Origin of the sequence: Gephyromycinifex aptenodytis, from assembly GCF_012277275.1 — a bacterium.
In the GTDB taxonomy this organism is placed as follows: Bacteria; Actinomycetota; Actinomycetes; order Actinomycetales; family Dermatophilaceae; genus Gephyromycinifex; species Gephyromycinifex aptenodytis.
The window spans coordinates 776482-802823 of record NZ_CP051155.1 but is presented as its reverse complement, the minus strand read 5'-3'; the positions used below and the strand labels follow the sequence as shown (position 1 = coordinate 802823).

Sequence of the window (26342 nt, the reverse complement as noted above, 5' to 3'; positions counted from 1 at the left end):
GCGGACGACAGAAGAGGAGGGCCCATGGAGGGTCCAGAGATCATGTTCGCCGAAGCCGTTATCGATAACGGCACCTTCGGCACCCGCACAGTCCGTTTCGAAACGGGCCGGCTCGCCAAGCAGGCAAACGGCAGTGTGACTGCCTACCTGGACAGCGACACCATGCTGCTGTCGACAACGACTGCAGGCAAGCACCCCAAGGAAGCCTTCGACTTCTTCCCCCTGACGGTGGACGTCGAGGAGCGCATGTACGCCGCGGGCAAGATCCCCGGCAGCTTCTTCCGCCGCGAAGGTCGCCCCAGCACTGAGGCGATCCTGACCTGCCGCCTCATCGACCGCCCGCTGCGTCCGACCTTCACCAAGGGTCTGCGCAACGAGGTCCAGGTCGTCATCACGGTGCTGTCGCTCAACCCCGACCACCAGTACGACGTGCTCGCCATCAACGCTGCGAGCGCCTCGACTCAGATTTCCGGTCTGCCGTTCTCCGGCCCGATCGGTGGCGTGCGCGTCTCGCTCATCGACGGCCAGTGGGTCGCCTTCCCGAACTTCTCCGACTCCGAGCGTTCCGTCTTCGACATGGTCGTTGCCGGCCGCATCGTGGGTCAGACCACCGACGCCGCAGGTAACACGGTCGACGACGTCGCGATCATGATGGTCGAGGCTGAGTCCACCGCTTCCACCTGGGACCTAGTGAAGAACCAGGGCAAGGGCGCCCCGACCGAAGAGATCGTGTCCGAGGGCCTCGAGGCGAGCAAGACCTTCATCGCGGCGCTGTGCCGTGCGCAGGCCGAACTGGCCGAGCAGAAGCTCGCCAAGGACGGCGACAACTCGATCGAGTTCCCGATCTTCCTGGACTTCCAGGACGACGTGTACGAAGCCGTCGAGGCTGCGACCGCTGACAAGATGCGCGAAATGATGTCTATCGCGGCCAAGCAGGAGCGCGAAGACGCTCTCGACCAGGCCAAGGAGATCGTCAAGGCTGACCTGGCCGGCGAAGGCAAGTCCTTCGAGGGCCGTGAGAAGGAAGTCAGCGCTGCCTACCGCGCCGTGCAGAAGAAGGTCGTCCGCGAGCGGATTCTGCGCGACAAGGTCCGCATCGACGGTCGCGGCTTGGCCGACATCCGCGCCCTGGGCGCCGAGGTCGAGGTGCTCCCGCGGGTGCACGGTTCGGCTATCTTCGAGCGCGGCGAGACCCAGATCATGGGCGTTACCACGCTGAACATGCTGCGCATGGAGCAGCAGCTCGACACGCTGTCACCGGTGTCGCGCAAGCGCTACATGCACAACTACAACTTCCCGCCGTACTCCACCGGTGAGACCGGCCGCGTGGGTTCGCCCAAGCGCCGCGAAGTCGGCCACGGCGCCCTGGCTGAGCGGGCTCTCATGCCGGTTCTGCCCACGCGCGAAGAGTTCCCCTACGCGATCCGTCAGGTCTCCGAAGCTCTCGGATCCAACGGTTCGACCTCCATGGGTTCTGTCTGCGCCTCGACGCTCTCGCTGCTCAACGCCGGTGTGCCGCTGCGCGCCCCGGTCGCGGGCATCGCAATGGGCTTGGTTTCGGCCGAGATCGACGGCCAGACCCAATACGCGGCTCTGACCGACATCCTCGGCGCCGAAGACGCTTTCGGCGACATGGACTTCAAGGTTGCCGGTACCCGCGAGTTCGTCACCGCGATCCAGCTGGACACCAAGCTCAACGGCATTCCGGCCTCCGTGCTGGCAGGTGCGCTCACCCAGGCTCGGGATGCGCGGATGCACATCCTGGACGTCATGACCGAGGCCATCGACGCCCCCGATGAGATGAGCCCCTTCGCTCCTCGGGTCATCGCGGTCACGGTGCCGGTTGACAAGATCGGTGAGGTCATCGGCCCGAAGGGCAAGATGATCAACCAGATCCAGGAGGAGACCGGCGCGGACATCTCCATCGAGGACGACGGAACCGTCTACATCGGCGCCACCGACGGTCCTTCGGCTGAGGCTGCGCGTGCGCAGATCAACGCCATCGCCAACCCGACGATGCCTGAGGTCGGCGAACGCTTCCTCGGTACCGTCGTGAAGACGACGACCTTCGGCGCGTTCATCTCCTTGCTGCCCGGCAAGGACGGCCTGCTGCACATCTCTGAGGTGCGCAAGCTCGTCGGCGGTAAGCGGATCGACAACGTCGAAGACGTCGTCAAAGTCGGCCAGAAGGTCGAGGTCGAGCTCAAGGAAATCGACCCGCGCGGCAAGCTTTCGCTTGCGGCGGTTCTTTCCGATGAGCAGAAGGCGGCCGCTGACTCCGGCAGCGCCGACCAGGGCGATCACGGACCGCGTCGCGAACGTGGCGAGCGTGATGGTGGCGGCGAACGTCGCGAGCGCGCCCCGCGTGAGCCTCGCGTCGCCGAGGAGTCTGCACCGGCACCGGCACCGGCAGTCGCGGAGAACTCGGAGCAGTCCGACACCTCCGATGCAGCCGATTCGGCCGATGCTTTGGAGTCCGATGAGGAGCGTGGCGAACGCCGCAGCCGTAACCGCAACCGCCGTCGCGGTGGACGTGGTCGCGGCGCCGGTAACGCTGACAGCGCCGAACAGGGCGAGAACACCCCTGCTGCCGACGCGGTCGTCGAAGCGTCAGCTCCCGAGGGTGAAAGCTCTTCTACCGAAGAGGCCTGACCTCACCTGAACGCAGCAGCGGCCTCGCTCACCCTCGTCGGTGAGCGGGGCCGCTGCTTTGCATCGGGCGAGGACGCCTGATGCGGCGGCAGCGTTGACCAAGCGGTCGCGTCTGCGGCTCTGCGAACTGCCGCCGACCCCGGCGGCTACCTGACCGGCGCGGTGCCTTGGGGTGGTGGCAAACCCGGCTCACGACAGCCCACGGGCAGAGTCTTGGTCCTCGACTGCGCTTCAACGGAGGCTGGGAAGCGGCAGCGGTGAGAATCCGCGCTGTTCCTGCCGCCTAGGATGCGCTCATGCTCTCTTCTGCCGAATCAGCCCAGGCACCTGCGTTGCGGGTCGGGTTGGCGTCTTTCGGAATGGTCTCCCGCGTTTTCCACGGGCCCCTCATCAGCGCGACACCGGGCTTGCAGCTCACGGCGATCGCCTCATCCTCAGCGCAGAAGGTCCAGCAGGCTTACCCCCGCGTCCATCACCACCGGCACGCGCAGGCGCTCATCGAAGATCCCCAGATCGACGTCGTGGTCGTGACAACTCCCAATGACACCCACGTGCCGTTAGCTCTTGCCGCTATCGAGCACGGCAAACATGTCGTTGTCGAGAAACCGATTTCCCTGGATGCGCAGGAAGCAGCGGACCTGGTCGCCGCGGCGCAGGGTGCTGACGTTGTGGTCGCGGCGTTCCACAACCGCCGCTGGGACGGCGACCTGCTCACCCTTGCTGAGGTGCTGCGTTCCGGGCAGATCGGGCGAGCCGTGACGCTGCACTCCCACTTCGACAGGTACCAACCGCAGGTCCGAAACCGGTGGCGGGAGGTTCCCGGCCCCGGGGCTGGGCTGCTTGCTGATCTGGGGCCGCATCTGGTCGATCAGGCGTTGTTGTTGTTCGGCCCACCTGAGTGGGTGTGGGGGGATGTGGCCCAGGTCAGGGAGGGCGCAGCCGTAGATGACTACGCGCACGTGGTTCTCGGCTACCCGGGTGGGTTGCGAGTCATCCTGCACATGAGCGCGCTCACGGCCGCCGCGCCGCCGCGGTTCACCTTGCACGGCACGCAAGGTTCGGTGCTCATCTCCGGCTTGGACCCGCAGGAAGATCAGTTGGGGCAGGGGCTGTTGCCGGGTCGCCCGGGCTACGGGCTGGGCGCTGCCGAGGGCCAGCTCGTGAGCGCCACAGGGACCTCCCAGAGCATTCCTCGCCGGGCGGGGGAGTATCAACGCTTCTACGAGCGGCTGCGCGACGCGATCCACGGCACCGGGCCCAACCCCGTGCCCATCGAAGAAGCCGCCAATGTCATGCAGGTGCTCGACATTGCCCGCGCAGCGCCCACCCCGCAGGCACTTCGGCTGCCCTACCCGCAGGCCTGCCCGCCCCGGGCCTGTTAGGCCTGGGTCGCCGTCGTCCGCCGGTTCCCTTTCCTTCGGCGGGGTCGCTGCGACCAGGTTCCGGGAACTCCTCGGCTCTCTTGCTTGGCGCGCTTTGGCACTCCACAGCGGAACGCAGCGCCACCCACGATGGGTGGCGCTGCGTTCTCGTCGCCCAATTACAGAGAGCGCTCGTCCACGATCCGTCGAGCCTTCCCGACGGAGCGTTCGATCCCGTCCTGCGGCATGACCACGACCTTGGCCGAGGTGCCGATCCGCGACTTGATGTGGTGGGCCACCTCCCGGGCCATGCCCTCGTAGGCGCTCTCGGGGACCCCGGGCGAGGCTTCGACCTTGACGGTCAGCTCATCCATCCGCTTGGGGCGGCTCAGGACGCATTGGAAGTGCGGGGTGAGACCGTCGATCCCGAGGATGATCTCTTCGATCTGGGTGGGGAAGACGTTCACGCCGCGCACGATCATCAGGTCGTCGGTGCGGCCGGTGATCTTGGCCATTCGGCGGAAGTTCGGACGAGCCGTACCCGGCAGCAACTGGGTGAGGTCACGGGTGCGGTAGCGCAGGATCGGCATGGCCTCCTTGGTCAGGGAGGTCAGCACCAATTCGCCGGTCTGGCCGTCCTCGACCGGCTTATCCGTGAGCGGGTTGACGATCTCGGGGTAGAAGTGGTCCTCCCACACGTGCGGGCCGTCCTTGGTCTCGACACACTCCTGCGCCACTCCCGGACCCATCAGTTCCGATAGCCCGAAGATGTCGGTCGCGTGCATGTCGGCGCGTTCTTCGATCTCGGCGCGCATGGCCTCCGTCCACGGCTCGGCGCCGAAGATGCCGATCTTGATGGACGCCTCACGCGGGTCGACGCCCATCTTCTCCATGGTGTCCAGCATGGACAGGAAGTAGCTGGGGGTGATGAAGATGATCCTTGGCTTGAAGTCGGTGATGAGTTGGATCTGCTTCTCGGTGTTGCCCCCTGAAGCGGGCACGACGGTGCAACCGAGGTGCTCGGCGCCGTAGTGCGCCCCCAGACCTCCGGTGAACAGTCCGTAGCCGTAGGAGACGTGCGCGATGTCCCCGGGACGTCCACCCGCCGCGCGGATACACCGGGCCACGATCGAGGCCCACGTGGTGATGTCGCCGGCGGTGTAGCCGACGACGGTGGCGCGTCCGGTCGTGCCACTGGAGGCGTGAACCCGCACCACCTTCTCGCGCGGGACGGCGAACATCCCGAACGGGTAGTTGGCCCGCAGGTCGGCTTTGGTGGTGAAGGGCAGCAGCTGCAGGTCGTCGAGGGACTTGATGTCCTCGGGGTGCACCCCGTCGGCTTCCAGCTTGGCCCGGTAGTGCGGCACATTCTCGTAGGACGAGCGCACCGTGGCCTGCAAGCGCTCCAGTTGGCGGGCCCGAAGCTCGTCCAGCGACCACTGTTCGGCGTCGTCGTAGAGGTCGGTACGGATGTCAGTGGTCGGCAGAGCCACGATCGGTCTCCTCGGCAGAGTTGGGGGTCAGGTCAGGTCAGGAAGGGGCGGGCAGGCTGCGGGATCGGCCGCGGAACTCGGCGACGACCCGGTTGTCTGTCTGGCGTCGAACGGTCACGTCAGTGATGCCGCTGCGACCGCGTACCGCTCGCTCGCGGGCCTCTGCCAGCAGGACATCGCCCAGGCGAACCGGTTCCAGATAAGTGATGTCGCACCCGGCGGCGACGGTCAGGGCGCCGCCGGCGTTGCAGGCCAACGCGAACGCGCTGTCAGCGAGCGCGAAGATGTAGCCGCCGTGGGCGATGCGGTGGCCGTTGACCATGGCTTGGGTGATCGGCATCCGAACCCGTGATCGGCCCAACCGGCGCGCCCGATCGGGGTCGTCTCCTGGGTCGGGATCACTCAGTCCGACCTCGAGCGCAACCATCCCCAACAGGGCTGATGCGCCGTCCTCAGCCCACATCTGTCGCACGAACTCCAGATCGGGTCCGAAGGCGCTCAGATCGGGGGATGGCACGTTCTCCGCCATGGGCGCTCCTTTGCGCATCCGGGGTGGTGGGCGTCGGCGAGGTGTAAACGCCTACCCGCGCGGGAAGTTTGACCCCCCGGTCGGGACCGTGCAAGTCTAGGCGAACGACCAGTCGGTAATTCAAGAGGCAGCGCCCCGGTTTTCTGCGCGATACGGCTCGAGACGGCCTCTCGCCACCAGCCGAGCGCTTGTTCCGGGCCGCTGGAAGACCACCTGTATCACCGAGCGCAAAGGGGCCTCGCGTGGCTCACGCATTGCTTGTCGGAGGAGTTCGTACACCCGTGGGTCGCTACGGGGGTGCGCTGTCAGCCGTCCGGCCCGATGACATGGCGGCGCTGGTCATACGAGAGTTGTTGGAGCGCACCGGCCTGGATCCGGGGGTGGTGGATGAGGTAATCCTCGGCAACGCGAACGGGGCCGGTGAGGAGAACCGCAATGTCGCGCGCATGGCGGCGCTGCTCGCCGGGATGCCCGACACCGTGCCCGGCCTGACGGTGAACCGGCTGTGCGCCTCCGGTATGTCGGCTATCACCCTGGCCTCGCACATGATTGCGGCCGGAGCAGCTGACCTGGTCATCGCCGGCGGGGTGGAGTCGATGTCGCGAGCTCCGTGGGCGCTGGCCAAACCGACCGCCGCTTTCGCTAAACCCGGAGAGATCGTCGACACCTCCCTGGGGTGGCGTTTCGTCAACCCGCGCTTCGCCGACGGCGACTTGAGCCGCGACGGCAAGATGACGTTCTCCATGCCGCAGACGGCTGAGGAGGTAGCCCGCGTCGACGGTGTCTCTCGCGAGGACTGTGACGCTTTCGCGGTGCGCTCGCACGAACGTGCCCTGGCTGCCATCGAAGCAGGCAGGCTGGCCCCCGAGATCGTTCCGGTCACCGTCCGGGGGCGCAAGGGTGACACCGTTGTCGAAGTCGATGAAGGTCCGCGTCCAGGCACCAGTGTCGACGTGCTGGCCAAGCTGCGCCCGGTCGTGGCCGGCGGCAGCGTCGTCACCGCCGGTAATTCCTCGACTCTCAACGACGGCGCCTCGGCGATTCTGGTTGCCTCCGAAGCCGCCGTCCAGCGGTTCGGGCTGACCCCGCGCGCCCGCGTCGTCGCCGGTACTGCGGCCGGCTGCGAACCGCAGATCATGGGCATCGGCCCGGTTCCGGCCACCCGGAAAGCCCTGGCGATGGCGGGCTGGTCGATCCCAGACCTGCAGGCCGTTGAGCTCAACGAAGCTTTCGCCTCCCAGTCGCTGGCGTGTGTGCGCCGACTCGGTTTGGATGAGGCCATCGTCAACAACGACGGCGGTGCCATCGCCCTGGGGCATCCACTCGGGTCTTCCGGATCGCGCATCACCATCACCCTGCTCGGACGCATGGAGCGCGAGAAGGCCGACAAGGGCCTGGCGACCATGTGCGTCGGCGTCGGCCAGGGCGCTGCCCTCCTGCTCGAACGAGTTTGAACCGAATCGAAAGGCCCCAGTCATGAGCACAGAACTCCCGGCCAAGGTCGGTGTCATCGGCGGCGGTCGGATGGGCATCGGCATCGCGCACGCATTCCTGCTGCGGGGCTGCGAGGCCATCGTCGTCGAACGCGACAGCGCCGCCGCGACCAGCGCCCAACAGCGCCTCGAACGCCTGCTGCTGAAGTCGGTTGAGCGGGGGGACCTGTCGAACTTCGACGTCGCACTGGAGCGGGCGATGTTCTCGGTCAGCACCGGCGAGCTGGGCGACTGTGACCTCGTCGTGGAGGCCGTGCCGGAGGACTTCGACCTCAAAGTCGAGACGCTGGTTTCGGCCGAGGGCGTACTGAAAGACTCGGCCTACCTGGCCACCAACACCTCTTCGCTGTCTGTGGATGCTCTCGCCGAACGCCTCTCGGCTCCGCAGCGGTTCATCGGGCTGCACTTCTTCAACCCGGTCCCCGCCTCGGCGTTGATCGAGATCGTCGTCGGCGACAAGACCGACCCGGGTCTTGTCGATAAGGCCAAGGCTTGGACGCAGGGCCTGGAGAAGACACCGGTTGTCGTCACCGATTCTCCCGGCTTCGCCTCCTCCAGGCTCGGGGTGTGCATCGCCTTGGAGGCGATGCGCATGGTCGAGGAAGGGGTGGCCAGCGCGCGCGACATCGACGCCGCCATGGAACTGGGTTACAAACACCCCAGCGGGCCGCTGAAGACCACCGACATCGTCGGGCTGGACGTGCGGCTGCACATCGCCGAATACCTCGCCGCGGAACTGGGGGAGCGGTTCACGCCCCCGCAGATCCTGCGCGACAAGGTCGCGGCCGGGGAGCTCGGACGCAAGAGCGGTAAGGGTTTCTACGACTGGTGAACACCGCCGGCGGTGCACATCCACGCTTCGCGAACAGCCATGAGGGAGAAAGCATGACAACGACAGTTGCGCCGATCGTCCAAAGCTATGTGCAGGACGCCTGGTGGGCTCCGGAGGACTCCGGAAAGGCTGTTCTGGACGCCAGCACCGGCGAAGAAATCGCCCGGGTCAGCGCCGAAGGCCTCGACGTGGCCGGCGTCATCGAGTACGCCCGCAGCGTGGGGCACCAGAGCCTGGGGGAGATGAGCCTGCACGAGCGGGCGTTGGTGTGTAAACAACTCGCCCAGTACCTCAACGACCGGCGCGAGGAGCTGTATGAGATCTCCTATCGCACCGGGGCGACCAAGCGCGACAACCTGATCGACGTCGACGGCGGCATCGGGGTGCTGTTCACGATGTCCTCCAAGGGGCGTCGCGAACTGCCGAACGCCAACGTCATCGTCGACAGCCCACCCGCGGTGCTGTCCCGCGACGGCAGCTTCATCGGCGAACACATCCTCACCCGCATCCCGGGCGTGGTCGTCCAGATCAACGCCTTCAACTTCCCCATCTGGGGGATGCTGGAGAAGTTCGCGCCCGCCTTCGTGGCTGGGGTCCCCACCATCGTCAAACCCGCCCCCCAGACCGGGTACGTCGCTCAGGCCTGTGTGCGGATGATGCTGGAGTCGGGGCTGCTGCCCAAGGGTGCGATCCAGCTCGTCTCCGGTGACAACGTGGACTTCCTAGCCCACCTCGACTACCGCGACGCGGTCGCTTTCACCGGGTCGGCCGCCACCGCGCACTCGCTGCGCTCGCACCCCAACGTGCGCGAGGGGGGTATCCGCTTCGTCGCCGAGGCCGACTCGCTCAACTGCGCCATCCTGGGTCCGGACGCCACCGCTGACACGCCGGAGTTCGCCGCCTTCATCACCTCGATCATGGTCGAGATCACGGCCAAGGCCGGGCAGAAGTGCACCGCCATCCGCCGGGTCATCGTCCCGCAGGAGCGCGTGGCCGAGGTGGCCGCGGCGGTTCGGGAGAAGATCGAGGCCAAGATCGTGCTCGGTGACCCCCGAGCGCCCGGGGCGACGATGGGTGCACTGGTATCTCTGGAACAGCTCAGCGCCGTCAAGGAGGCGGTCGGCGCGTTGTGCGCGGCCGGCGGGCAACTGCACGGCACGCTGGAGGCGCCCGAGGTGCTCACCGCAGACGGCTCCACCAGCGTCGTGGCCAACGGCGCCTTCATGTCCCCGGTCGTCATCACCTTCGATGACGCCCACGCCGCTGCCGTGCACGAGCTGGAAGCATTCGGCCCCGTCACCAGCGTCATCGGCTATTCAGATCTGGATGAGGCGGTGGCGCTCGCGGCCCGCGGCGCCGGTTCGCTGGTGGCCACGGTGTGCACCAACGACCCCGACGTCGCCCGGCGACTCGTCACCGGCATCGCCGGCCACCACGGCCGCGTGCTGACCCTGAACCGGGAGGATGCCAAGACCTCGACCGGGCACGGCTCACCGGTTCCGGTGCTCATCCACGGCGGCCCAGGGCGAGCCGGCGGCGGGGAGGAACTCGGCGGCGTCCTGGCCATCAAGCACTTCATGCAGCGCACCGCGATTCAAGGCTCCCCGCAGATGCTCACCGCGATCACCGGGGTGTGGCACAAGGGCGCTGCGATGCGCGCCTCCGGTGCCGCTCAGTTCGGCGGCCAGGAAGGCAGTGAGCACCCGTTCCGCAAGTCGCTGGTGGACCTGCGGGTCGGAGACGCCTTCGTCTCAGACCTGCGCGAGGTCCGCCTGGAAGACATCACCGCCTTCGCCAACGAGACCGGCGACCAGTTCTATGCCCACACCGATGAGCAGGCTGCGGCAGCCAACCCGTTCTTCCCCGGGATCGTGGCGCACGGCTACCTGCTCGTCTCCTGGGCGGCCGGACTGTTCGTCAGCGCAGCGCCCGGCCCCGTCCTGGCCAACTACGGCCTGGACAACCTGCGGTTCATCACCCCGGTCGCCGCTGGGGACTCGATCCGGGTGGAGTTGGTGGCCAAACGCATCACCCCGCGCGTCACCGATGAGTACGGCGAGGTCGCCTGGGACACCACGCTGTACAACCAGCGCGACGAGATCGTCGCCACCTACGACGTGCTCACCCTGGTCGCCAAGGAATGGCCCGCAGGGCAGTGACTTCGCAAGGCCGCGGGCCTGGGCAGGCTGAATCAGCTGTCGAGGCCCGCGGTGTTCTTTTCGGGTGGGTAGGCGGTGGTCAGGACCCCCCGGCACACCACCGTGAGGACGGCCTCGGTGAGCTCTTCGGGGGATAGCCGCCCCTGCGGACGGAACCATTCCACGGTGGAGTTCATCGCACCGAAGATCAGGCGGGCCACCACGGCAGCGTCCAGGTCGTCCCGCAGCAGGCCCGCGACCTGCGCGTCCCGAACCAAGGCCGCCATGCGGGTGTCGAAGTCACGCCGCCGGGCCAGAGCCTGTTGCTCCACCGGACTGTTGTCTCGCAGCCGCAGCATCAGACGCACGAACGGCTGGTACTCCAACAGCACGGCAACCATTTCGCGGATGAAGACCTCGAAGCGCACATCCAGGTTCTCCGCGGATTCCTCGGTGGTGCGTAGGCATTCGTCAAGGGCGGTGAAGGCCGTCTCCAGCGCGATGGCCAGGAGCTGTTCTTTGCCCTCGACATGGTGGTAGAGCGCCGATTTCGACAGGCTGAGCCGTTGGGCGATCATCCCCATCGTGGTCGCGTCGTAACCGTGCTCATCGAAGGCCTCGACGGCCGCAATCAGCACTGCCCGCTGGTCATGGCCGGGGCGCCCACGCCTGGCATGTGTGGCCGTCATCGGGTCATCGTCGCATACCACTTTCCGGCGGCCGAACCGCCGCAGTCGGCCAAGTGGTCGCTCTTGACGCTCATGTGTACCCCCATATACTGAACAAACGGTCGGTATATTGGATCCGGCGAACCGCGAGCAGCGGTCCACACGAGAAGGACCAACGAGGTGACACCAATGACGGACACCAGGCCCGACCTTCGGTCGGTCGAGAGCACCACTGAGACCACCGACGCCCAGGCACAGGAGCGCTTCGATGCCCTTCTCGAAGCCGACGAGCGCATCGAGCCACGTGACTGGATGCCGGCCAAGTACCGCAAGACTCTGGTCCGCCAGATCTCCCAGCACGCGCACTCCGAAATCATCGGGATGCAGCCCGAAGGTAACTGGATCACCCGAGCGCCTTCGCTGAAGCGCAAGTCGATCCTCATCGCCAAGGTGCAAGACGAGGCAGGCCACGGGCTCTACCTGTACTCGGCCGCTGAAACTCTGGGCACGAGCCGCGAAGAGATGAACGAGCAACTGCTCTCCGGTAAGGCCAAGTACTCCTCGATCTTCAACTACCCAGCCCTGACCTGGGCTGACGTGGGCGCGATCGGTTGGCTCGTCGACGGCGCGGCGATCTGTAACCAGGTGCCGCTGTGCCGCTGCTCCTACGGCCCCTACGGGCGCGCCATGGTGCGGGTGTGTAAGGAAGAGTCCTTCCACCAGCGTCAAGGGTGGGAGATCCTCTACGCCCTGTCCAACGGCACCCCCGAGCAGAAGCAGATGGCCCAGGACGCGGTCAACCGCACCTACGGCCCCGCGCTGCAGATGTTCGGCCCCCCCGACGATGAGTCGCCCAACTCCCAGCAGTCGATGGCCTGGAAGATCAAGCGCTTCTCCAACGACGAGTTGCGTCAGCGCTTCGTCGACATGATGGTCCCGCAGGCCGAGGCACTCGGACTGACCTTGCCCGACCCCGACCTGGCCTGGAACGAAGCGCGCGGCCACTACGACTACGGCCAGCTCGACTGGGCCGAGTTCAACGCCGTCATCGCCGGTAACGGGCCCTGCAACGTGCAGCGCCTGGCCCACCGTGTCAAGGCTCACGAGGACGGCGCATGGGTGCGGGAGGCGGCTGCCGCCTACGCCCGCAAGCAGAGCGGCGCCGATACCGCCCTGAAGCACGCCTGAGGAAGCCCTGCGGTCGCCGCTGGCGACCAGTTGCCTGTTCGATCGAACCCGAGCCGGAAGAAGTGCTGAATGTCCGAGCAGAACCCTGCCGCCCCCTCCGTTGAGCCGCTGTGGCCGCTGTGGGAAGTGTTTGTTCGTGCCTCCCGGGGGTTGTCCCATGTCCACGCCGGCTCGATTCACGCCCCCGACGCCGCCATGGCTGTGCGCAACGCCCGTGACCTCTACACCCGCCGCAACGAGGGTGTCTCCGTCTGGGTGGTGCCCTCCGAGGCGATCACTACCTCAGACCCGGACGCCAAGGGCGCCTTCTTCGAGTCGGCCCAGGGCAAGAATTACCGGCACGCCACCTACTACACCCAAAGCGAAGGGGTGAAGCACCTGTGAGCGCCTTCGAGAGCGCGACGCGCATCAGCGCCGGGCAGGCACTCACCGCCGAAGACATTGCCGCGGCCGGCCTGAAGGCCGACGAACCGGTTGCTCGCTACGCCCTGCGCCTGGCGGACGATTCGCTCATCCTGGCCCAGCAGCTGTCGTGGTGGATCTCGCGGGCGCCAGAGATCGAGGAAGACATCGCCCTGGGCAATATCGCCCTGGACACCCTGGGCCATGCCCGCTCGTTCTACACCTACGCCGGTACCGCCTGGGGCAAGACCGAAGACGACCTGGCCTATCACCGCGACGAGGGCGACTTCGTCTGCGCGCACCTGGTGCAGGTCCCCAACGGCGACTTCGGGCAGACCATCGCCCGCCAGCTGCTGTTCTCGATCTACGCCACGCTGCTCTACGAAGGCCTCGCCGCATCGAGTGACCCCACCCTCGCTGCGGTCGCAGCCAAGGCGGTCAAAGAGGTTGAGTACCACGTCGACCACGCCTGGCAGTGGACGCTGCGCCTGGGGATGGGCACGCAGGAGTCCGCGCAGCGGATGCAAGCCGGCTTGAACATCGTGTGGCCCTACCTCGAAGAGCTCTTCGAGGACGACGAACTCATCGAAGAGCTGCCGGGAGTCGCAGTACGCCCCTCCACCCTGCGCGAACCGGCACTCGCCGCGATCACGCGCGCCATCAGGGAAGCGCAGTTGGAAATCCCGACCACCAAGACCGCCGTGACTGGTGGACGCAAGGGACTGCACCGGGAATCCCTCGGCTTCATTCTCGCCGAAATGCAGGTGTTGGCACGGGCGCACCCGGGCGCGACGTGGTGATGACCGTGCGACCGGTTGTAGACGCAGATGCCAAGGTCTGGGACCTTGCCGCGACCGTGTGCGACCCTGAGGTCCCGGTGCTGACCCTGGAGGACCTCGGCGTCCTGCGCTCAGCTCGGGCCACCGAGAAAGGCGCCCTGGTCGAGATCACCCCGACGTACTCGGGCTGCCCGGCGCTGGGCGTCATGCGTGATGACGTCACCCAGGTGCTGGTCGAGAACGGCTACCAGGACGTCGAGGTGCGGGTCGTGCTCTCCCCGGCGTGGACGACGGACTGGATGAGCGAAGACGGCAAACGCAAGCTCACCGAGTACGGGATCGCGCCCCCGGACCCGGCTCATCGACGGCAAGGGCCGCGTTTCGGGGGAACACCGGTGGCCTTGGCGGTGAAGTGTCCGCACTGCCATTCGCTCGACACTGTCGAGGCGTCCCGGTTCGGCTCCACCGCCTGCAAGGCCCTCTACACCTGTAAGTCCTGCCTCGAACCCTTCGACTACTTCAAGGTTCTCTGATGCCGCTGCTCGCCCAGCGCCCCCGCGCTCGCTTTCACCCGCTGACTGTCTCCCAGGTCCGTCCGCTGACCGATGCCGCTATCGAGGTGACCTTGGCGGTCCCTGATGAGTTGGCGGAGGACTACAACTACGTCAGCGGCCAGTACGTTGCCCTGCGAACTGAACTCGAAGGCAAAGAGGTGCGGCGCAGCTACTCCATCTGCGCGGCCCCGACCAGCGGCGAGATCAAGATCGCCATCAAGCGTGACCTGGGTGGTCTGTTCTCGAACTGGGCTAACGACAACCTCAAGCCCGGTGACGTCCTGGACGTGATGAGCCCTACCGGTGCTTTCGTCTCCCAGCACGCGGTGACCTCCCTGAACGATCCGCAGGCCATCGGCGAGGAATCGGTCGGGTTGTCCCGCTACATGGCTTTCGCGGCCGGTTCGGGGATCACCCCGATCCTGTCCATCACCCGCGCCGTGCTGGCCTCCAACCCGCAGGCGTACATGAACCTGGTGTACTCCAACCGGGCCGCGATGGATGTCATGTTCGTGGAGGACATCGCCGACCTGAAGGACCGCTACCCCTCTCGCCTGGCGGTGCACCACCTGCTTTCTCGCGAACAGCGGCTCTCCCCGACCCACACCGGCCGACTGGACGCCGAGAAGCTGCGTTCGATGTTGGGAACGGTGTTCCGTCCCGAAGTCGTCGACGAATGGTTCCTGTGCGGCCCGTTCGAACTCGTGCAGTTGCTGCGCGATGAACTCAGCGCCGCCGGGGTTTCGGCCGATAAGGTGCGCTACGAACTGTTCACCACCGGCAAACCGACGGCCGCGCCGGAAGGCAACATCGGTCGGCCCGTTGTGGCCGACGCAGCCGGGGGCAACATCGAGATCACGTTCAACCTGGATGGTCTGGAAGGTCAGGTCCTCAGCCCCAAGAGCGCCCGCGAGTCCATCCTGAACGCCGCGCTGCGGGTACGCCAGGACGTCCCCTTCGCCTGCGCCGGGGGAGTGTGCGGCACCTGCCGGGCTAAGGTCATCTCCGGTGAGGTCGCGATGGATGAGAACTACGCGCTGGAACCGGACGAGGTCGCGGCTGGTTATGTCCTGACCTGCCAGTCCCACCCCAAGGGCGACGCGGTCCACGTCGACTTCGACTCCTAGAGCGCGCCCAACCCAGCCGTGCAGGCTTCCCGCCGACAGGCCCCGTGCCCAGCACGGGGCCTGTCGACCTTCAGCCGGAGTACGTGAGTCGGCCCGCCAGGAACGTCGCGGCCACCTGCATGCTCAGCAGCGCCTCGCAGGCTTCTCTGCTGTCCTCGGGGACCAGCAGCGGATCCTGATCCAGCAGCACGACATCGCCGCGGGAACCCACCCCGACAGTGCCCTGCCCGTCCAGGCTGGCGGCCAGCGCCTCGGCGACCGTCATCGCCTGCTGGGGGATCCACGGCGGACGTTCATCGTTGCTGCGATGCACCCCAGCGGCCATCGCCATCCACGGGTCAAGCGGTGACACCGGGGCATCTGAACCCAGCGCCAACGTCACGCCGGAGGCGAGCATGCTGCGAAATGGGAAGCACCGATCAATTCGATCCGGCCAGCACTGGCGCGAGACGTCGCGGTCGTCCCACAGGTGCGCTGGTTGCACGCTGGCCCGCACGCCCAGGGCGCCCATCCGGGGGATGTCCTCCCAACGCATCAGCTGGGCGTGCTCGATCGTGCCTCTGGCGCCGGTGATTTCCATGGCGTCCAGGGCATCGCGGACCGCGGCATCGCCCAGGGCGTGCACGGCCACCTCCAGACCTGCGGCACGTGCCTGGGTGAGCAGTTCCCGCAGTTCGTGCGGCGCCACGTTCTGGGTACCGCACGGTTCGGGAAGTTCATCGCCGTCCGCGAACGGTTCGCAGCAGTAGGCCGTCCGGGTGTTCAAGGAACCGTCGGTGATGATCTTCAACGGGCCCATGGTGACCAGGCCCTCGCAACCATCCAGCGGGTCGCCGCTCGCCAGTCCCGCCTCGATGGCGCCGGCCAAACCGTCAGGGTAGGTAGCTGTTCGTACCCGCAACAAGTCCAGCGCCGGGCGTCCGGGGCCGCCGGCGAAGCGTAGCGGCCAATCACGGTATCCGACCGCGAACTCCAGATCGACGACACCGACCACACCGCGTGAGGCGGCGTGCTGCAGTGCCCGTCGATAACCCTCATCCGCTTTGGCGGCCAGGCTGGGGATCTGGGCGAGCATCGGGAAGACGTCGAACCATTCCTGCTCGACTACGACCCCCTCGTGCGGCGGCAGCCCGAGCATCGTGAGCGCGCGGGTGTTCATCCAAGCGTGGTGGGCATCACCGCTGATGAGCACGACGGCGTGCTCTCCGCTCACCTCATCCAGAGCGGCCACTGTCGGCTGCGTCGGCCAGGTCGCGGTGCGGTGCCCGAAGCCGACGATCACATCCTCGCCAGGGGGCAACGTGGCCACATGGTGGGCTACCACCGCCCGCGCTTCGGCTTCGTTCGTGGTGCCGGTCAAGTCCAGGCGCACGGTGCTGGCCGACCACTGACCCATGTGCACGTGGGCGTCCCACAACCCGGGCAGCGCCCAACGGCCATGGCCTTCATGAATGGCCTCACCGGGGTGTGCCTTCAGCTTGGTCCCCACCTCCAGGACGACCCCGTCCCGAATCCGCAGGTCGACCAAACCTGGCGGCGGGCACGTCGATCCGGCGATCGGCACGATGCGAACCTCGCGGATCACGGCGTCGGCGGAGCGGGGGCCGGACGGCATGCAGTCCTCCTGTGAAGAAAGAGAATCGAATTCATACCGTAGCCCGGTGCCCCCGCCTCCGGATGAGGTTCACCAATGGCGCACCTGATCTGTTCCCAGGCCTTGACCCCAGGCTCGGCGACGGGCGGACCTGACCGCCTCACCGGTGGACGGGAGCGGCCAGAATCAGGTGCTCACACCAGCGATCCGTATTGTTGCTTGGCCTTCTCCAGGGCCGAGACGTACCCGGCTCGCTCGTAGGCGGTGGCGTTCGCGCCGGCCGGGATGGCGAGCATGCCGCGCATCGCCTCCACCGAGGCGAACCCCTTACGTTCCAGCCACAGGTCAAGACCGTCGATGAGTCGGCGGGCATGTCTGGGTCCGTGGCGAACCAGCGCGGAGGTCGTCATCGCCACATCAGCCCCGGCCAGCAAATATTTGATGACATCGTCACTGGTGTCCACGCCGCTGGTGCCGGCCAGACAGGCCGAGACCCGCCCTCGCAGCGCAGCGATCCAGGTGCGGGGCAGCCGCCCCTCGAACGGGCTGCTCAGCTCCAGACCGGACTCCACGCTCACCGTCTCGATGTTGATCTCCGGCTGGATGAAACGGTTGAACAGGACCAGGCCGTCGGCTCCAGCGTGATCGAGTCGCATTGCCAACTCACCGAAAGCCGACAGGTACGGGCTGAGCTTGACCGCCACCGGAATGGCAACCTCGGCCTTGACGGCGCGCAGGATCTCCACGTGCTTGTCTTCCACGTCCCGGCCGCGGGTGGCCACGTCCCCGGCGACCAGGTAGATGTTCAGCTCGATCGCCGAAGCACCGGCATCCTCCAGACGCCGAGCGAACTCCACCCAGCCACCGAGGTCGCTACCGTTCAGGCTGGCGATCACCGGAATGTCGACGGCGGCGACGCTACGTTCCAACAAGGACAGGTAACGGGAGGAGTTGTCGGCGTTGTGCTGGGGAACGCTGGGGAAGAACGACAGGCTCTCGGCGTAGAACTCCTCGTTGCTCTCCTCCAACAGGATGTCGTGCGCCGCCTCGTGTCGAAGCTGCTCCTCGAACAGCGAGTACAGCACCACAGCGCCGACGCCGCCCTCGGCCAGCGAACGGACGCCGTCCACTGTCTGCGACAGCGGTCCCGCCGAGGCGACGAGCGGATTGCGCAAGGACAACCCGAGATAGTTCGTGGTCAGGTCAGGCATCTGCGTTGTCCCTTCGCGCGTCTGCGGCGAACTCCTGTGCGCCGCGAGTAGCCATCTCCTCGTACTCGGCCCACCGACGCATGACCTGATCCTGGCTCAGCTCCAGAAGCCGTTCGGCCTCGGCGGGGTCGGCATTGGCGAGCATTCGGAACCGCAACTCCTTGGCTCGGTAGTCGCCCAGCGGGATTCGCGGGCGCGGGGAGTCCAGCAGGAACGGGTTGCGCCCCTGCGCCCGCAGTACCGGGTTGTACCGCATGAGTGGCCAGTGCCCGGAGTTCACCGCCCGGTACTGCTGGTCCAAGCCTTTGCGCATGTCGATGCCGTGCGCGATGCAGTGGCTGTAGGCGATGATCATCGACGGCCCGTTGTAGGCCTCGGCCTCCCGGAAGGCCTTGATCGTCTGCTGCGGATCGGCGCCCATCGCGACCCGGGCCACATACACGTTGCCGTAAGCCGTGGCCTGCAGGGCGAGGTCCTTCTTGTTCGTGGTCTTGCCGGCGGCAGCGAACTTGGCCACGGCGCCCAACGGTGTGGACTTGCTCGATTGGCCGCCGGTGTTGCTGTACACCTCGGTGTCCATGACGAGCACGTTCACGTCGCGCCCGGTGGCCAACACGTGGTCCAGTCCGCCGGAGCCGATGTCGTAGGCCCACCCGTCGCCGCCGACGATCCACACGCTGCGCCGCAGCAGGTGGTCGGCCACGCTCTTGAGGTCATCCACCCATGCGCCGTCGAGGGTGTCCAACTGCTGGATCAGCGTGCGCACCCGTTCGTGCTGGGCTGCCAGATCCGACTCGTGGCGCTGCGGGGCGCTCAAAAGGGCATCGACCAGTTCGGGGTCGATCTCACCGCGCAGTTGTTCCAGACGTTTGCGCGCCAGATCGGTCTGCAAGTCGGCCGCCAACCGGAAGCCGAGGCCGAACTCGGCGTTGTCCTCGAAAAGGCTGTTGCTCCAGGCCGGGCCGCGACCTTCAGCGTTCTTGGTCCACGGTGTCGTCGGTAGGTTGCCGCCGTAGATCGAGCTGCAGCCGGTGGCGTTGGCGATGGTGGCCCGGTCGCCGAATAGTTGGGTCAGGAGTTTCAGGTAGGGCGTCTCCCCGCAACCGGTGCAGGCCCCCGAGAACTCGAACAGCGGTTCCAGGAACTGGGTGCCGCGCACCGTGCCGAAGTCGACCCGAGTGCGGTCGTTGAAGGGGATGGTTTCGAAGAACGCGACGTTCTCGATCTCGTTGACGCGCCGCTCGCGAACCGGGCTGAGGTTGATCGCCCGGCGGTTGGGTTCGCCCAAGGGTTTGACCGGGCACGCCTCCACGCACAGGCCGCAGCCGGTGCAGTCCTCCGGGTAGACCTGCAGGGTGTAGCGGGTGTCGGGTAGGCCGACGGCGTCCAAGGGGGCGGAGGCGAAGTGCTCCGGTGCACCGGCGAGCATCTTGCCGGGGTAGTACTTGCTGCGAATGACCGCGTGCGGGCACACCAGGGAGCAGTTGCCGCATTGGATACAGGTTGCGGGGTCCCACTCGGCCACGATGTCGGAGATGTTGCGTTTCTCGTACTGGGTGGTGCCGCTGGGGTAACTGCCGTCGTCAGGAAGTGCGCTGACCGGCAGGTCGTCGCCGTGCCCGGTGAGCATCCTGGCTGTGACGTCCCGCACGAAGGCAGGTGCGTGCGGGGGCACCGGCGGGATGAACCCGTGCGTGGTGCTGGTCGCGGCGGGCACCTCGATCTCGTGCAAGCCGGCCACCGCACGGTCCACGGCCGCTTCGTTTCGGGCCACGACATCGGCGCCGCGCCTGCCGTAGGTCTTGCGGATCGCGCTCTTGACCCGCTCGATGGCGATGTCGCGGGGCAGTACCCCGGAGACAGCGAAGAAGCAGGTCTGCAGGATGGTGTTGGTGCGGTTGCCCAGTCCTACTTCGCGGGCCACCTTGTTGGCGTCCACCGCGAAGAGCTTGATCTTCTTCTCCAGGATGCGACTCTGCATCGGCTCAGGCAGGCAGTCCCAGACCGCCTCCGGCGGGAAGGGACTGTTGATGAGCAGCGTCGCGCCGTCCTTGGCGAATTCGAGGACGTCGACCCGTTCCAGGATCGACATGTGGTGGCAGCCGATGAAACCTGCTTTGCGCACCAGATAGGGGGCCCGGATCGGGTGCGGTCCGAACCGCAGGTGGCTGACGGTGCGGGAGCCGGACTTCTTACTGTCATAGACGAAGTAGCCCTGCGCGTAGGTGTCTTCGTCGGCACCGAGGATCTTGATGGTGTTCTTGTTGGCGCCGACCGTGCCATCTGAACCCAGCCCGTAGAAGACCGCCGACAGGGTGCCCTCCGGGGTGATGTCCAGATCAGGGTCGTAGTCGATCGACAGGCCGCTGACGTCGTCGGTGATGCCGACGGTGAAACGGGGACGGGGGCAGTCCGCGGCGAGCTCGGCGAACACCCCGGCAACCATGCCCGGGGTGAACTCCTTGCTGGATAGGCCGTACCGACCTCCCAAGACCCGGGGCATGTTGTCCCGGCGGCCTGCAGCGCACGCTTCACCCAGCGCCGCGACGACGTCCAGGAAGAGGGGCTCACCGCCTGCGCCCGGCTCCTTGGTGCGGTCCAACACCGCCAGCGAGGTGACCGTGTCCGGGAGGGCATGCAGAATCTGCTCGACGGGGAACGGGCGGTACAGACGCACCTGCAGCACCCCGACCTTCTCGCCCTGCTGCTGCAGGTGAAGTGCGGTCTCGCGGGCGGTCTCCGCGCCGGAGCCCATGATCACCATGACCCGCTCCGCCTGGGGATCCCCGAAATAATCCACGAGGTGGTACTCGCGACCGGTACGGGCGGCGAACTGCTCCATCGCCTGCTGCACGATGCCGGGGGTGGCGCCGTAGTACGGGTTCACCGTCTCGCGGGACTGGAAGTAGGTGTCCGGGTTCTGCGCAGTGCCGCGGATGAAGGGGTGCGCCGGGGAGAGCGCCCGTGCCCGGTGCTCGCGCACCAACTCTGCCGGCACCAGCGCCCGCAGGTCCTCGTCGCTGAGTCGCTCCAGGGAGTTCAGCTCGTGTGAGGTGCGGAAGCCGTCGAAGAAGTGGATGAAGGGCACCCGGGAGCGCAGCGTCGACAGCTGAGCGATGAGGGCCATGTCGTGGGCCTCCTGCACCGAAGCCGAGGCCAGGATGGCGAAGCCGGTCTGGCGTACGGCCATCACGTCTTGCTGGTCGCCGAAGATCGACAGCCCCTGGGTGGCCAGGGCGCGGGCGGCAACGTGGAAGACGGTGCTGGTCAGCTCGCCGGCGATCTTGTACATGTTCGGGATCATCAGCAGCAAGCCCTGGCTGGCGGTGAAGGTGGTGCTCATCGCCCCGCCTTGCAGCGCGCCGTGAGCAGCGCCGGCAGCGCCGCCTTCGGACTGCATCTCGACCACGGAGGGAACCGTGCCCCAGACGTTGGTGCGGCCTGCCGCAGACCACTCATCAGCCAGCTCGGCCATGGTGGAACTGGGGGTGATCGGATAGATGCTGCACAGTTCGTTCAAGCGGAAGGCCACCGAAGCCGCGGCCTCGTTGCCATCGACGATCGTTCGCATGGTGGGGCCTTTCAGCGGTTCTCGGAGATCATCTCGATGGCGTGGACCGGGCACTGCTCGAAGCAGGTGCCGCAGCCGGTGCACTTGGCGTAGTCGAAGCGATAACGAAAGCCCCTGCCGAGCTTGATCACGGCGTCCTCGGGGCAACTGCCCAGACAACCGTCGCACTCGAAGCAGTTGCCGCAGGACAGGCATCGTTCGGCTTCGAAGCGTGCCTGCTTGGCCGAGAGCCCACCCACGACCTCATCGAAGTCACTGACGCGTGCTGCGGGGTCCAGCTGCGGTTGCACGCGTCGGTGCGCATCGCCGAAGTACCACAGGTTCAGCTTCTCGAAATCGGCGATGGAGTTCTTCTCGGGGCGTGGCAGCGGGGTGGTGTTCAGCCAGGCATCGATGTTCCGGGCGGCGCGTTTGCCGTGGCCGACCCCGACGGTCACGGTGCGCTCGGAAGGGACGGCGTCACCGCCGGCGAACAGGCCGGGGACATCCGACATCAGGGTTTGGGGGTCGACCTGCATAACGTCGTTATCGAAGCGCAGGCCAGGGATGTTGTGCAGGAAACCGGTATCGGCCTCCTGACCGAGAGCCAGGATCACCGTGTCGGCGGCGAGCTTTTCAAACTTGCCGGTGCCGTGCGGTTTACCGTTCTCGTCTAGTTCCATGATCTCGACGGTGAGGTCTTCCTCCTCCATCGAGGTGATGGTGCGCAGCCAGTTCATCTTGACGCCCTCGCGTTCGGCGTCGGCGGCCTCGTCCTGATGGGCGGGCATCTGCTCGCGGGTGCGGCGGTAGACGACCACGGTCTCGGTGGCGCCGAGCCGGCGAGCCACCCGGGCGGCGTCCATAGCGGTGTTACCGCCGCCGTAGACGGCGACCTTGCGGCCCATCACCGGGCGTTCGCCGGAGGCGACGTCACGCAGGAAGCTGACTGCGTCGACAACCTTGCTGGCGTCGCGGGCGGGAATGTCGACCTTCTTGCTCAGGTGAGCACCGATAGCGATGAAGACCGCATCGAAGCCGCCCTCGTGCTGCTCGGTGAGCAGGTCCTTGACCGTGTAGTCGGTGACGATGCGAACTCCCAGGTCGACGATGCGGGAGATCTCGGCGTCAAGGACGTGACGGGGCAGGCGGTACTCAGGAATTCCGTAGCGCATCATCCCGCCGGGCTGGGGTGAACTGTCGCGGATCTCAACCTCGTGTCCGAGCCTGGCCAGGTGGTACGCCGCAGACAGTCCGCTGGGGCCTGCACCGATGATGAGGACCTTGTGACCGGTGCCGTGTTGAGCTGGAGTGAAAGCCCACCCTGATTCCAAGGCGAGGTCACCCAGGTAGCGCTCGACGCCGTGGATGGACACGGCGCTGTCCAGGGCCACTCGGTTGCAAGCGGTCTCGCACGGGTGGTAGCAGACCCGGCCGTGGATCGCTGGGAAAGGGTTGTCACTGGTCAACTGGCGCCAGGCAGCCTCGGCGTCGCCGGCCTTGATCAGGCGCAGCCATTCTTGGATGTTCTCCCCGGCGGGGCAGCCCGCGTTACAGGGCGGGAGGAGGTCTACGTAGACCGGCATCCGAGAACGGACCGGCCCGACCCGTCCGGCGCCTGTCGCCAAGTTCGGCAGTTGCGTGATGTCGCGGCGATCCTGCGCCATGAGTGGGGCCTCGCTTCCTGGGCAATGCCTCGACCGTACGGTTCGGGGCATGCGCGCAGGGGGGACCTTTGTCCGGCGAAGTGGCGGGGAACGCGCTTTTCAGGCCCGCCGCAGCAGAGTTCGTACCGTGGCCTCCACGACAACGTCCCCATCGCGCGCGACTCCCGCTCGCGGCGACTGTGCCTCATCCTCGGCCAGATAGTCCACGGCACCGCGCAGGATCATCCGTTCGCAGGAGCCGTAATGCGGCCAGCCGGCCAGCAACGCTTCGAGTTCTCGCGCCAACTGAGCGTTAGTGGCGCATTCCGGGCGCGAACAGCGGCGGATCTGGTTCTTCAACCGGGGTAGGTCCTCTGCGCCAGCCTCGACGCAGTGCGGGGCGACGTCGTCCCAAAGTGGTCCCAGACGATGGCGGAATCTGGTCAGGACGTGGCTGTTGTCGGCAGTCTCGAAACCCGTTGACATGGGATGAATCACTCCACTTCCAGGATGTGATCAGTCTACGGAAGGGACAGTCGGAGCTGGTAGGTCTGCCCACAGACGTTGCGATGACGTGACCCTACGTCTGGTTTGCCGCTGCGTCGAGGGTCTGCGTCCGCTGAGCACGCTCAGGCCGGCCAGGCACCCCAGCGCGAGCCGGTTAGGCTGGCAGTCATGAGTGAGCAGATCGCAGTGGCCGTCATCGGCGCGCAGGGACGCATGGGTCGCACAGTGTGCGAAGCGGTCCAGGACGCGCCGGATATGCAACTCGTCGGCCGGTTCGACGCCGGCGATGACCTGGGCGATCTGGGCGGGGCCCAGGTGGCGGTGGAGTTCAGCATCCCGGACGCGGCACCGGCCAACCTCGCTCACTGCCTCAAGCACGGGGTCCACGTCGTGGTGGGAACGACCGGATGGGACGAGTCGCGGCTGCAGGCTGTCAAAGACCAGCTGGCAGAGGCCCCGGCCGGGACCGGGGTGCTCATCGCCCCGAACTTTGCCCTCGGGGCAGTGTTGATGATGGCCTTCGCACGCCAGGCGGCTCGCTTCTACGAATCCGTGGAAGTGATCGAGCTGCACCACCCCGAAAAGGTCGACGCCCCATCGGGAACGGCCACCCGCACCGCCGAGCTCATCGCGCAGGCGCGCGCCGAGGCGGGACTGCCCGCCGTACCCGATGCCACGACGAGCGACCCCCGCGGCGCCCGGGGAGCCGATGTCGAGGGCGTGCAGGTACACGCGGTTCGATTGCGGGGACTGGTCGCCCACCAGGAAGTGCTGTTCGGGGGGCAGGGGGAGAACCTGACCATCCGCCACGACTCCTTCGACCGGGTCAGTTTCATGCCCGGCGTCCTGCAGGGGGTGCGCGGTGTGCTGACTCGCCCCGGCCTGACCGTGGGCCTGGAGAACTACCTCGACCTGTGAAGCCCAGGACGCGCTGCTGTGGGCACAGCTGAGCCTGGGTGGCGCTCAGGGTTCAGTGCCGTAGCGAGGATGCGTGTTGGCGTGCCCGGGCGCTGGAGGTGATCAGGAAGACTCCCACGGCCGCGCCGACGGCGAGCGTGCCGTAGACGGCGCTGACGCCCGGGTAGTCCAGGCGACCCATCACCAGACCGGCGCTGGCGCTACCCAACGCGCCGCACAACGAGGTGAGCGCGTCGGTGAAACCCTGAGCTTGCACCCGTTCGGTCGGGGGCAGCGAGGTCGTCAATAGCGTGGCTCCGGCGACAGTGGTCGCCGACCAGCCCAGGCCGAGCACGACAAGGCCAGCCGTCACCAGCGGCACATGGGCAGAACCGAATCCGGTCATCACCGCCGCGAGCGCAACCACCGCCAGGCCACCGAGGGCGACCACGCGGGGACCGAGACGGTCGGTGAAAGCACCCATCAGGGGCGACAGCGCGTACATGCCGGCGATGTGCAGCGAGATCGTCAGCCCGATGAGGGTCAGCGTGTCGGCGTCCGAACCGCCGTGGGCGTGGTGGGCCAGGTGCAGCGGGGTCATCGACATCACCGCGACCATTGTGGTGTGGGCGCCGAGCATCGCCAGCACGGCCGCGAGGCTGACCGGGTGGGCCGCCACGATGGACGCCCCAGCGCGCCAGGACGCCTGCCGGGCAGGTTTGCGCTGTTCTCCGTCGAGTTCACGGCGCAGAAGTAGGGGGTCTGGGCGAAGCCCGACCAAGATCACCGTGCCGCCGATGACCATGCCGGCCGCACTGATGAGGAAGGCTCCTGCGTACGGAGGCAGATTCAGCGGGGCCGCGAGGTAGGCGCCGGGTCCGACCGTGTTGGGGCCCAGGACAGCACCGATAGTGATGGCCCACACCACGATCGACAGGTCGCGGCCGCGGTGGGCAGGGTCGGCGAGATCGGTGACGGCGAAGCGAGCCTGCAAGTTGACCGCAGTGGCCACCCCCACGAGTGCGCAGCCGATCACCAGCACGGCGAACGAGTTCGTGAGGACGGCGGCCACCATCATCATCGTGCCCAGGATCGCCGCCAACAGGCCGGCGCCCAGGCCGATCCGCCGTCCGCGTGCCATCGCCAGGCGCGCCAGTGGGATGGCGCTGAACGCCGCTCCAAGCCCCAGCGCGGTGTTGGCAGCCCCGGCAAGGGACTCCCGCCCGGAGAACTGCACGGCAAGAACGGACCCGAGCGCGATGCTCGAGCCGTTCCCGAGGGAACTGAACACCTGGGCGATGGTGAGGACGATGACGGTGCGTCGTTGCGCCTCGGTTCGTGGAGAAGACACGCGCGTCACCTTACGGTTCTTTCCACCGGCAGCCACCCTGCCGCCAGCAAGCGGCGCGTGCCGGGCGCCCGGTGGCTGGCGGCAGGGTCGAGGCATCAGCGCCGCCGACACGGGTGTCGGCGGCGCTGATCCTGCATTACGGGCGGCTCAACAACAGCGCGCCTTGGGGTTGCGGTCCATCTCTGCGTACTTATCTCGCCAGAATTGCTTCTCGCTGGGAATCGGCGCCTGCGGATGGGTGCGTTGCAGGTGCGCCACGTACCGCTCATAGGCGTCCGCGCCGGTCACGCCGCGGATATACCAGTTCAGGACCGAACATGTGCGCCGTAGCCGGGCCAGGAAACCGTTCACTTCACGCACCTACCTCGCC

The 26342-nt window shown here is 66.9% G+C and carries 21 protein-coding genes; 11 read left to right on the top strand and 10 right to left on the bottom strand.

Annotation, left to right across the window (positions count from 1 at the left end):
• Positions 1–24: 24 nt before the first annotated feature.
• Both G9V96_RS03375 and G9V96_RS03370 read left to right on the top strand, forming a co-directional pair.
• The gene (locus G9V96_RS03375; protein ID WP_168581780.1) at positions 25–2652 is read left to right on the top strand and encodes a polyribonucleotide nucleotidyltransferase; all 2628 of its coding nucleotides are present in this window, start codon (positions 25–27) and stop codon (positions 2650–2652) included.
• A 296-nt stretch (positions 2653–2948) separates the two neighbouring features.
• Positions 2949–4034 (top strand): oxidoreductase, encoded by a 1086-nt coding sequence (locus G9V96_RS03370; RefSeq protein ID WP_168581779.1) that lies wholly within the window; start codon positions 2949–2951, stop codon positions 4032–4034.
• 158 nt (positions 4035–4192) lie between these two features.
• Here the strand turns inward: G9V96_RS03370 and paaK are convergent, their stop codons facing one another.
• Entirely contained in the window at positions 4193–5506 is a 1314-nt protein-coding gene (gene paaK, locus G9V96_RS03365; protein WP_168581778.1) for a phenylacetate--CoA ligase PaaK, read from the bottom strand.
• 37 nt (positions 5507–5543) lie between these two features.
• Positions 5544–6035, bottom strand: a complete 492-nt coding sequence (gene paaI / locus G9V96_RS03360; protein WP_168581777.1) for a hydroxyphenylacetyl-CoA thioesterase PaaI — start codon at positions 6033–6035, stop codon at positions 5544–5546.
• 242 nt (positions 6036–6277) lie between these two features.
• Here paaI and G9V96_RS03355 point away from each other — a divergent pair, with 242 nt between their 5' ends.
• The 3 genes from G9V96_RS03355 to paaZ are packed head-to-tail and all read left to right on the top strand — an operon-like array spanning position 6278 to position 10519.
• On the top strand, positions 6278–7489 hold the full coding sequence (locus G9V96_RS03355) for a thiolase family protein (RefSeq protein ID WP_168581776.1): 1212 nt from the start codon (positions 6278–6280) through the stop codon (positions 7487–7489).
• Between the two features lie 22 nt (positions 7490–7511).
• Complete coding sequence (locus G9V96_RS03350) at positions 7512–8360, top strand: 3-hydroxyacyl-CoA dehydrogenase family protein (protein ID WP_168581775.1); 849 nt, start codon at positions 7512–7514, stop codon at positions 8358–8360.
• 53 nt (positions 8361–8413) lie between these two features.
• Positions 8414–10519: a phenylacetic acid degradation bifunctional protein PaaZ gene (gene paaZ / locus G9V96_RS03345; RefSeq protein ID WP_168581774.1), complete on the top strand. Its 2106-nt coding sequence runs from the start codon at positions 8414–8416 to the stop codon at positions 10517–10519.
• 32 nt (positions 10520–10551) lie between these two features.
• On the opposite strand, the gene G9V96_RS03340 is transcribed toward paaZ, so the two are convergent.
• Positions 10552–11187, bottom strand: coding sequence for a TetR/AcrR family transcriptional regulator (locus tag G9V96_RS03340; protein ID WP_168581773.1), 636 nt, complete (start codon positions 11185–11187; stop codon positions 10552–10554).
• 168 nt (positions 11188–11355) lie between these two features.
• Here G9V96_RS03340 and paaA point away from each other — a divergent pair, with 168 nt between their 5' ends.
• The 5 genes from paaA (at position 11356) to paaE (ending at position 15216) form a co-directional block, all read left to right on the top strand.
• A complete protein-coding gene (gene paaA / locus G9V96_RS03335; RefSeq protein WP_168581772.1) occupies positions 11356–12354 on the top strand; it encodes a 1,2-phenylacetyl-CoA epoxidase subunit PaaA in 999 nt (332 codons plus the stop codon).
• A gap of 69 nt (positions 12355–12423) precedes the next feature.
• The gene (gene paaB / locus G9V96_RS03330; RefSeq protein ID WP_168581771.1) at positions 12424–12738 is read left to right on the top strand and encodes a 1,2-phenylacetyl-CoA epoxidase subunit PaaB; all 315 of its coding nucleotides are present in this window, start codon (positions 12424–12426) and stop codon (positions 12736–12738) included.
• Positions 12735–13556, top strand: coding sequence for a 1,2-phenylacetyl-CoA epoxidase subunit PaaC (gene paaC, locus G9V96_RS03325; RefSeq protein WP_168581770.1), 822 nt, complete (start codon positions 12735–12737; stop codon positions 13554–13556). The genes paaB and paaC overlap by 4 nt, the downstream gene beginning before the upstream one ends.
• Entirely contained in the window at positions 13556–14068 is a 513-nt protein-coding gene (gene paaD / locus G9V96_RS03320; RefSeq protein ID WP_168581769.1) for a 1,2-phenylacetyl-CoA epoxidase subunit PaaD, read from the top strand. Before paaC ends, paaD begins: the two co-directional genes overlap by 1 nt.
• A complete protein-coding gene (gene paaE / locus G9V96_RS03315; RefSeq protein ID WP_168581768.1) occupies positions 14068–15216 on the top strand; it encodes a 1,2-phenylacetyl-CoA epoxidase subunit PaaE in 1149 nt (382 codons plus the stop codon). Before paaD ends, paaE begins: the two co-directional genes overlap by 1 nt.
• A 70-nt stretch (positions 15217–15286) precedes the next feature.
• Here paaE and G9V96_RS03310 read toward each other — a convergent pair whose 3' ends face one another.
• The 5 genes from G9V96_RS03310 to G9V96_RS03290 form a co-directional block, all read right to left on the bottom strand.
• On the bottom strand, positions 15287–16831 hold the full coding sequence (locus G9V96_RS03310; protein WP_168581767.1) for an amidohydrolase: 1545 nt from the start codon (positions 16829–16831) through the stop codon (positions 15287–15289).
• Between the two features lie 173 nt (positions 16832–17004).
• Positions 17005–18021, bottom strand: a complete 1017-nt coding sequence (locus tag G9V96_RS03305) for a dihydroorotate dehydrogenase-like protein (RefSeq protein ID WP_168581766.1) — start codon at positions 18019–18021, stop codon at positions 17005–17007.
• Complete coding sequence (nifJ, locus tag G9V96_RS03300) at positions 18014–21592, bottom strand: pyruvate:ferredoxin (flavodoxin) oxidoreductase (protein ID WP_168581765.1); 3579 nt, start codon at positions 21590–21592, stop codon at positions 18014–18016. The genes G9V96_RS03305 and nifJ overlap by 8 nt, the downstream gene beginning before the upstream one ends.
• An 11-nt stretch (positions 21593–21603) precedes the next feature.
• The gene (locus tag G9V96_RS03295; protein ID WP_168581764.1) at positions 21604–23238 is read right to left on the bottom strand and encodes an NAD(P)-binding protein; all 1635 of its coding nucleotides are present in this window, start codon (positions 23236–23238) and stop codon (positions 21604–21606) included.
• 99 nt (positions 23239–23337) lie between these two features.
• Positions 23338–23703, bottom strand: a complete 366-nt coding sequence (locus G9V96_RS03290) for a hypothetical protein (protein WP_168581763.1) — start codon at positions 23701–23703, stop codon at positions 23338–23340.
• A 189-nt stretch (positions 23704–23892) separates the two neighbouring features.
• Here G9V96_RS03290 and dapB point away from each other — a divergent pair, with 189 nt between their 5' ends.
• On the top strand, positions 23893–24642 hold the full coding sequence (gene dapB / locus G9V96_RS03285) for a 4-hydroxy-tetrahydrodipicolinate reductase (RefSeq protein WP_168581762.1): 750 nt from the start codon (positions 23893–23895) through the stop codon (positions 24640–24642).
• 52 nt (positions 24643–24694) lie between these two features.
• On the opposite strand, the gene G9V96_RS03280 is transcribed toward dapB, so the two are convergent.
• Both G9V96_RS03280 and G9V96_RS03275 read right to left on the bottom strand, forming a co-directional pair.
• Positions 24695–25972 carry an MFS transporter gene (locus tag G9V96_RS03280; RefSeq protein WP_226913434.1) on the bottom strand — a complete coding sequence of 426 codons (1278 nt, stop codon included), beginning with the start codon at positions 25970–25972 and terminating at the stop codon, positions 24695–24697.
• A gap of 147 nt (positions 25973–26119) precedes the next feature.
• Positions 26120–26323 carry a YbdD/YjiX family protein gene (locus G9V96_RS03275; RefSeq protein ID WP_226913432.1) on the bottom strand — a complete coding sequence of 68 codons (204 nt, stop codon included), beginning with the start codon at positions 26321–26323 and terminating at the stop codon, positions 26120–26122.
• Between the last annotated feature and the right edge of the window lie 19 nt (positions 26324–26342).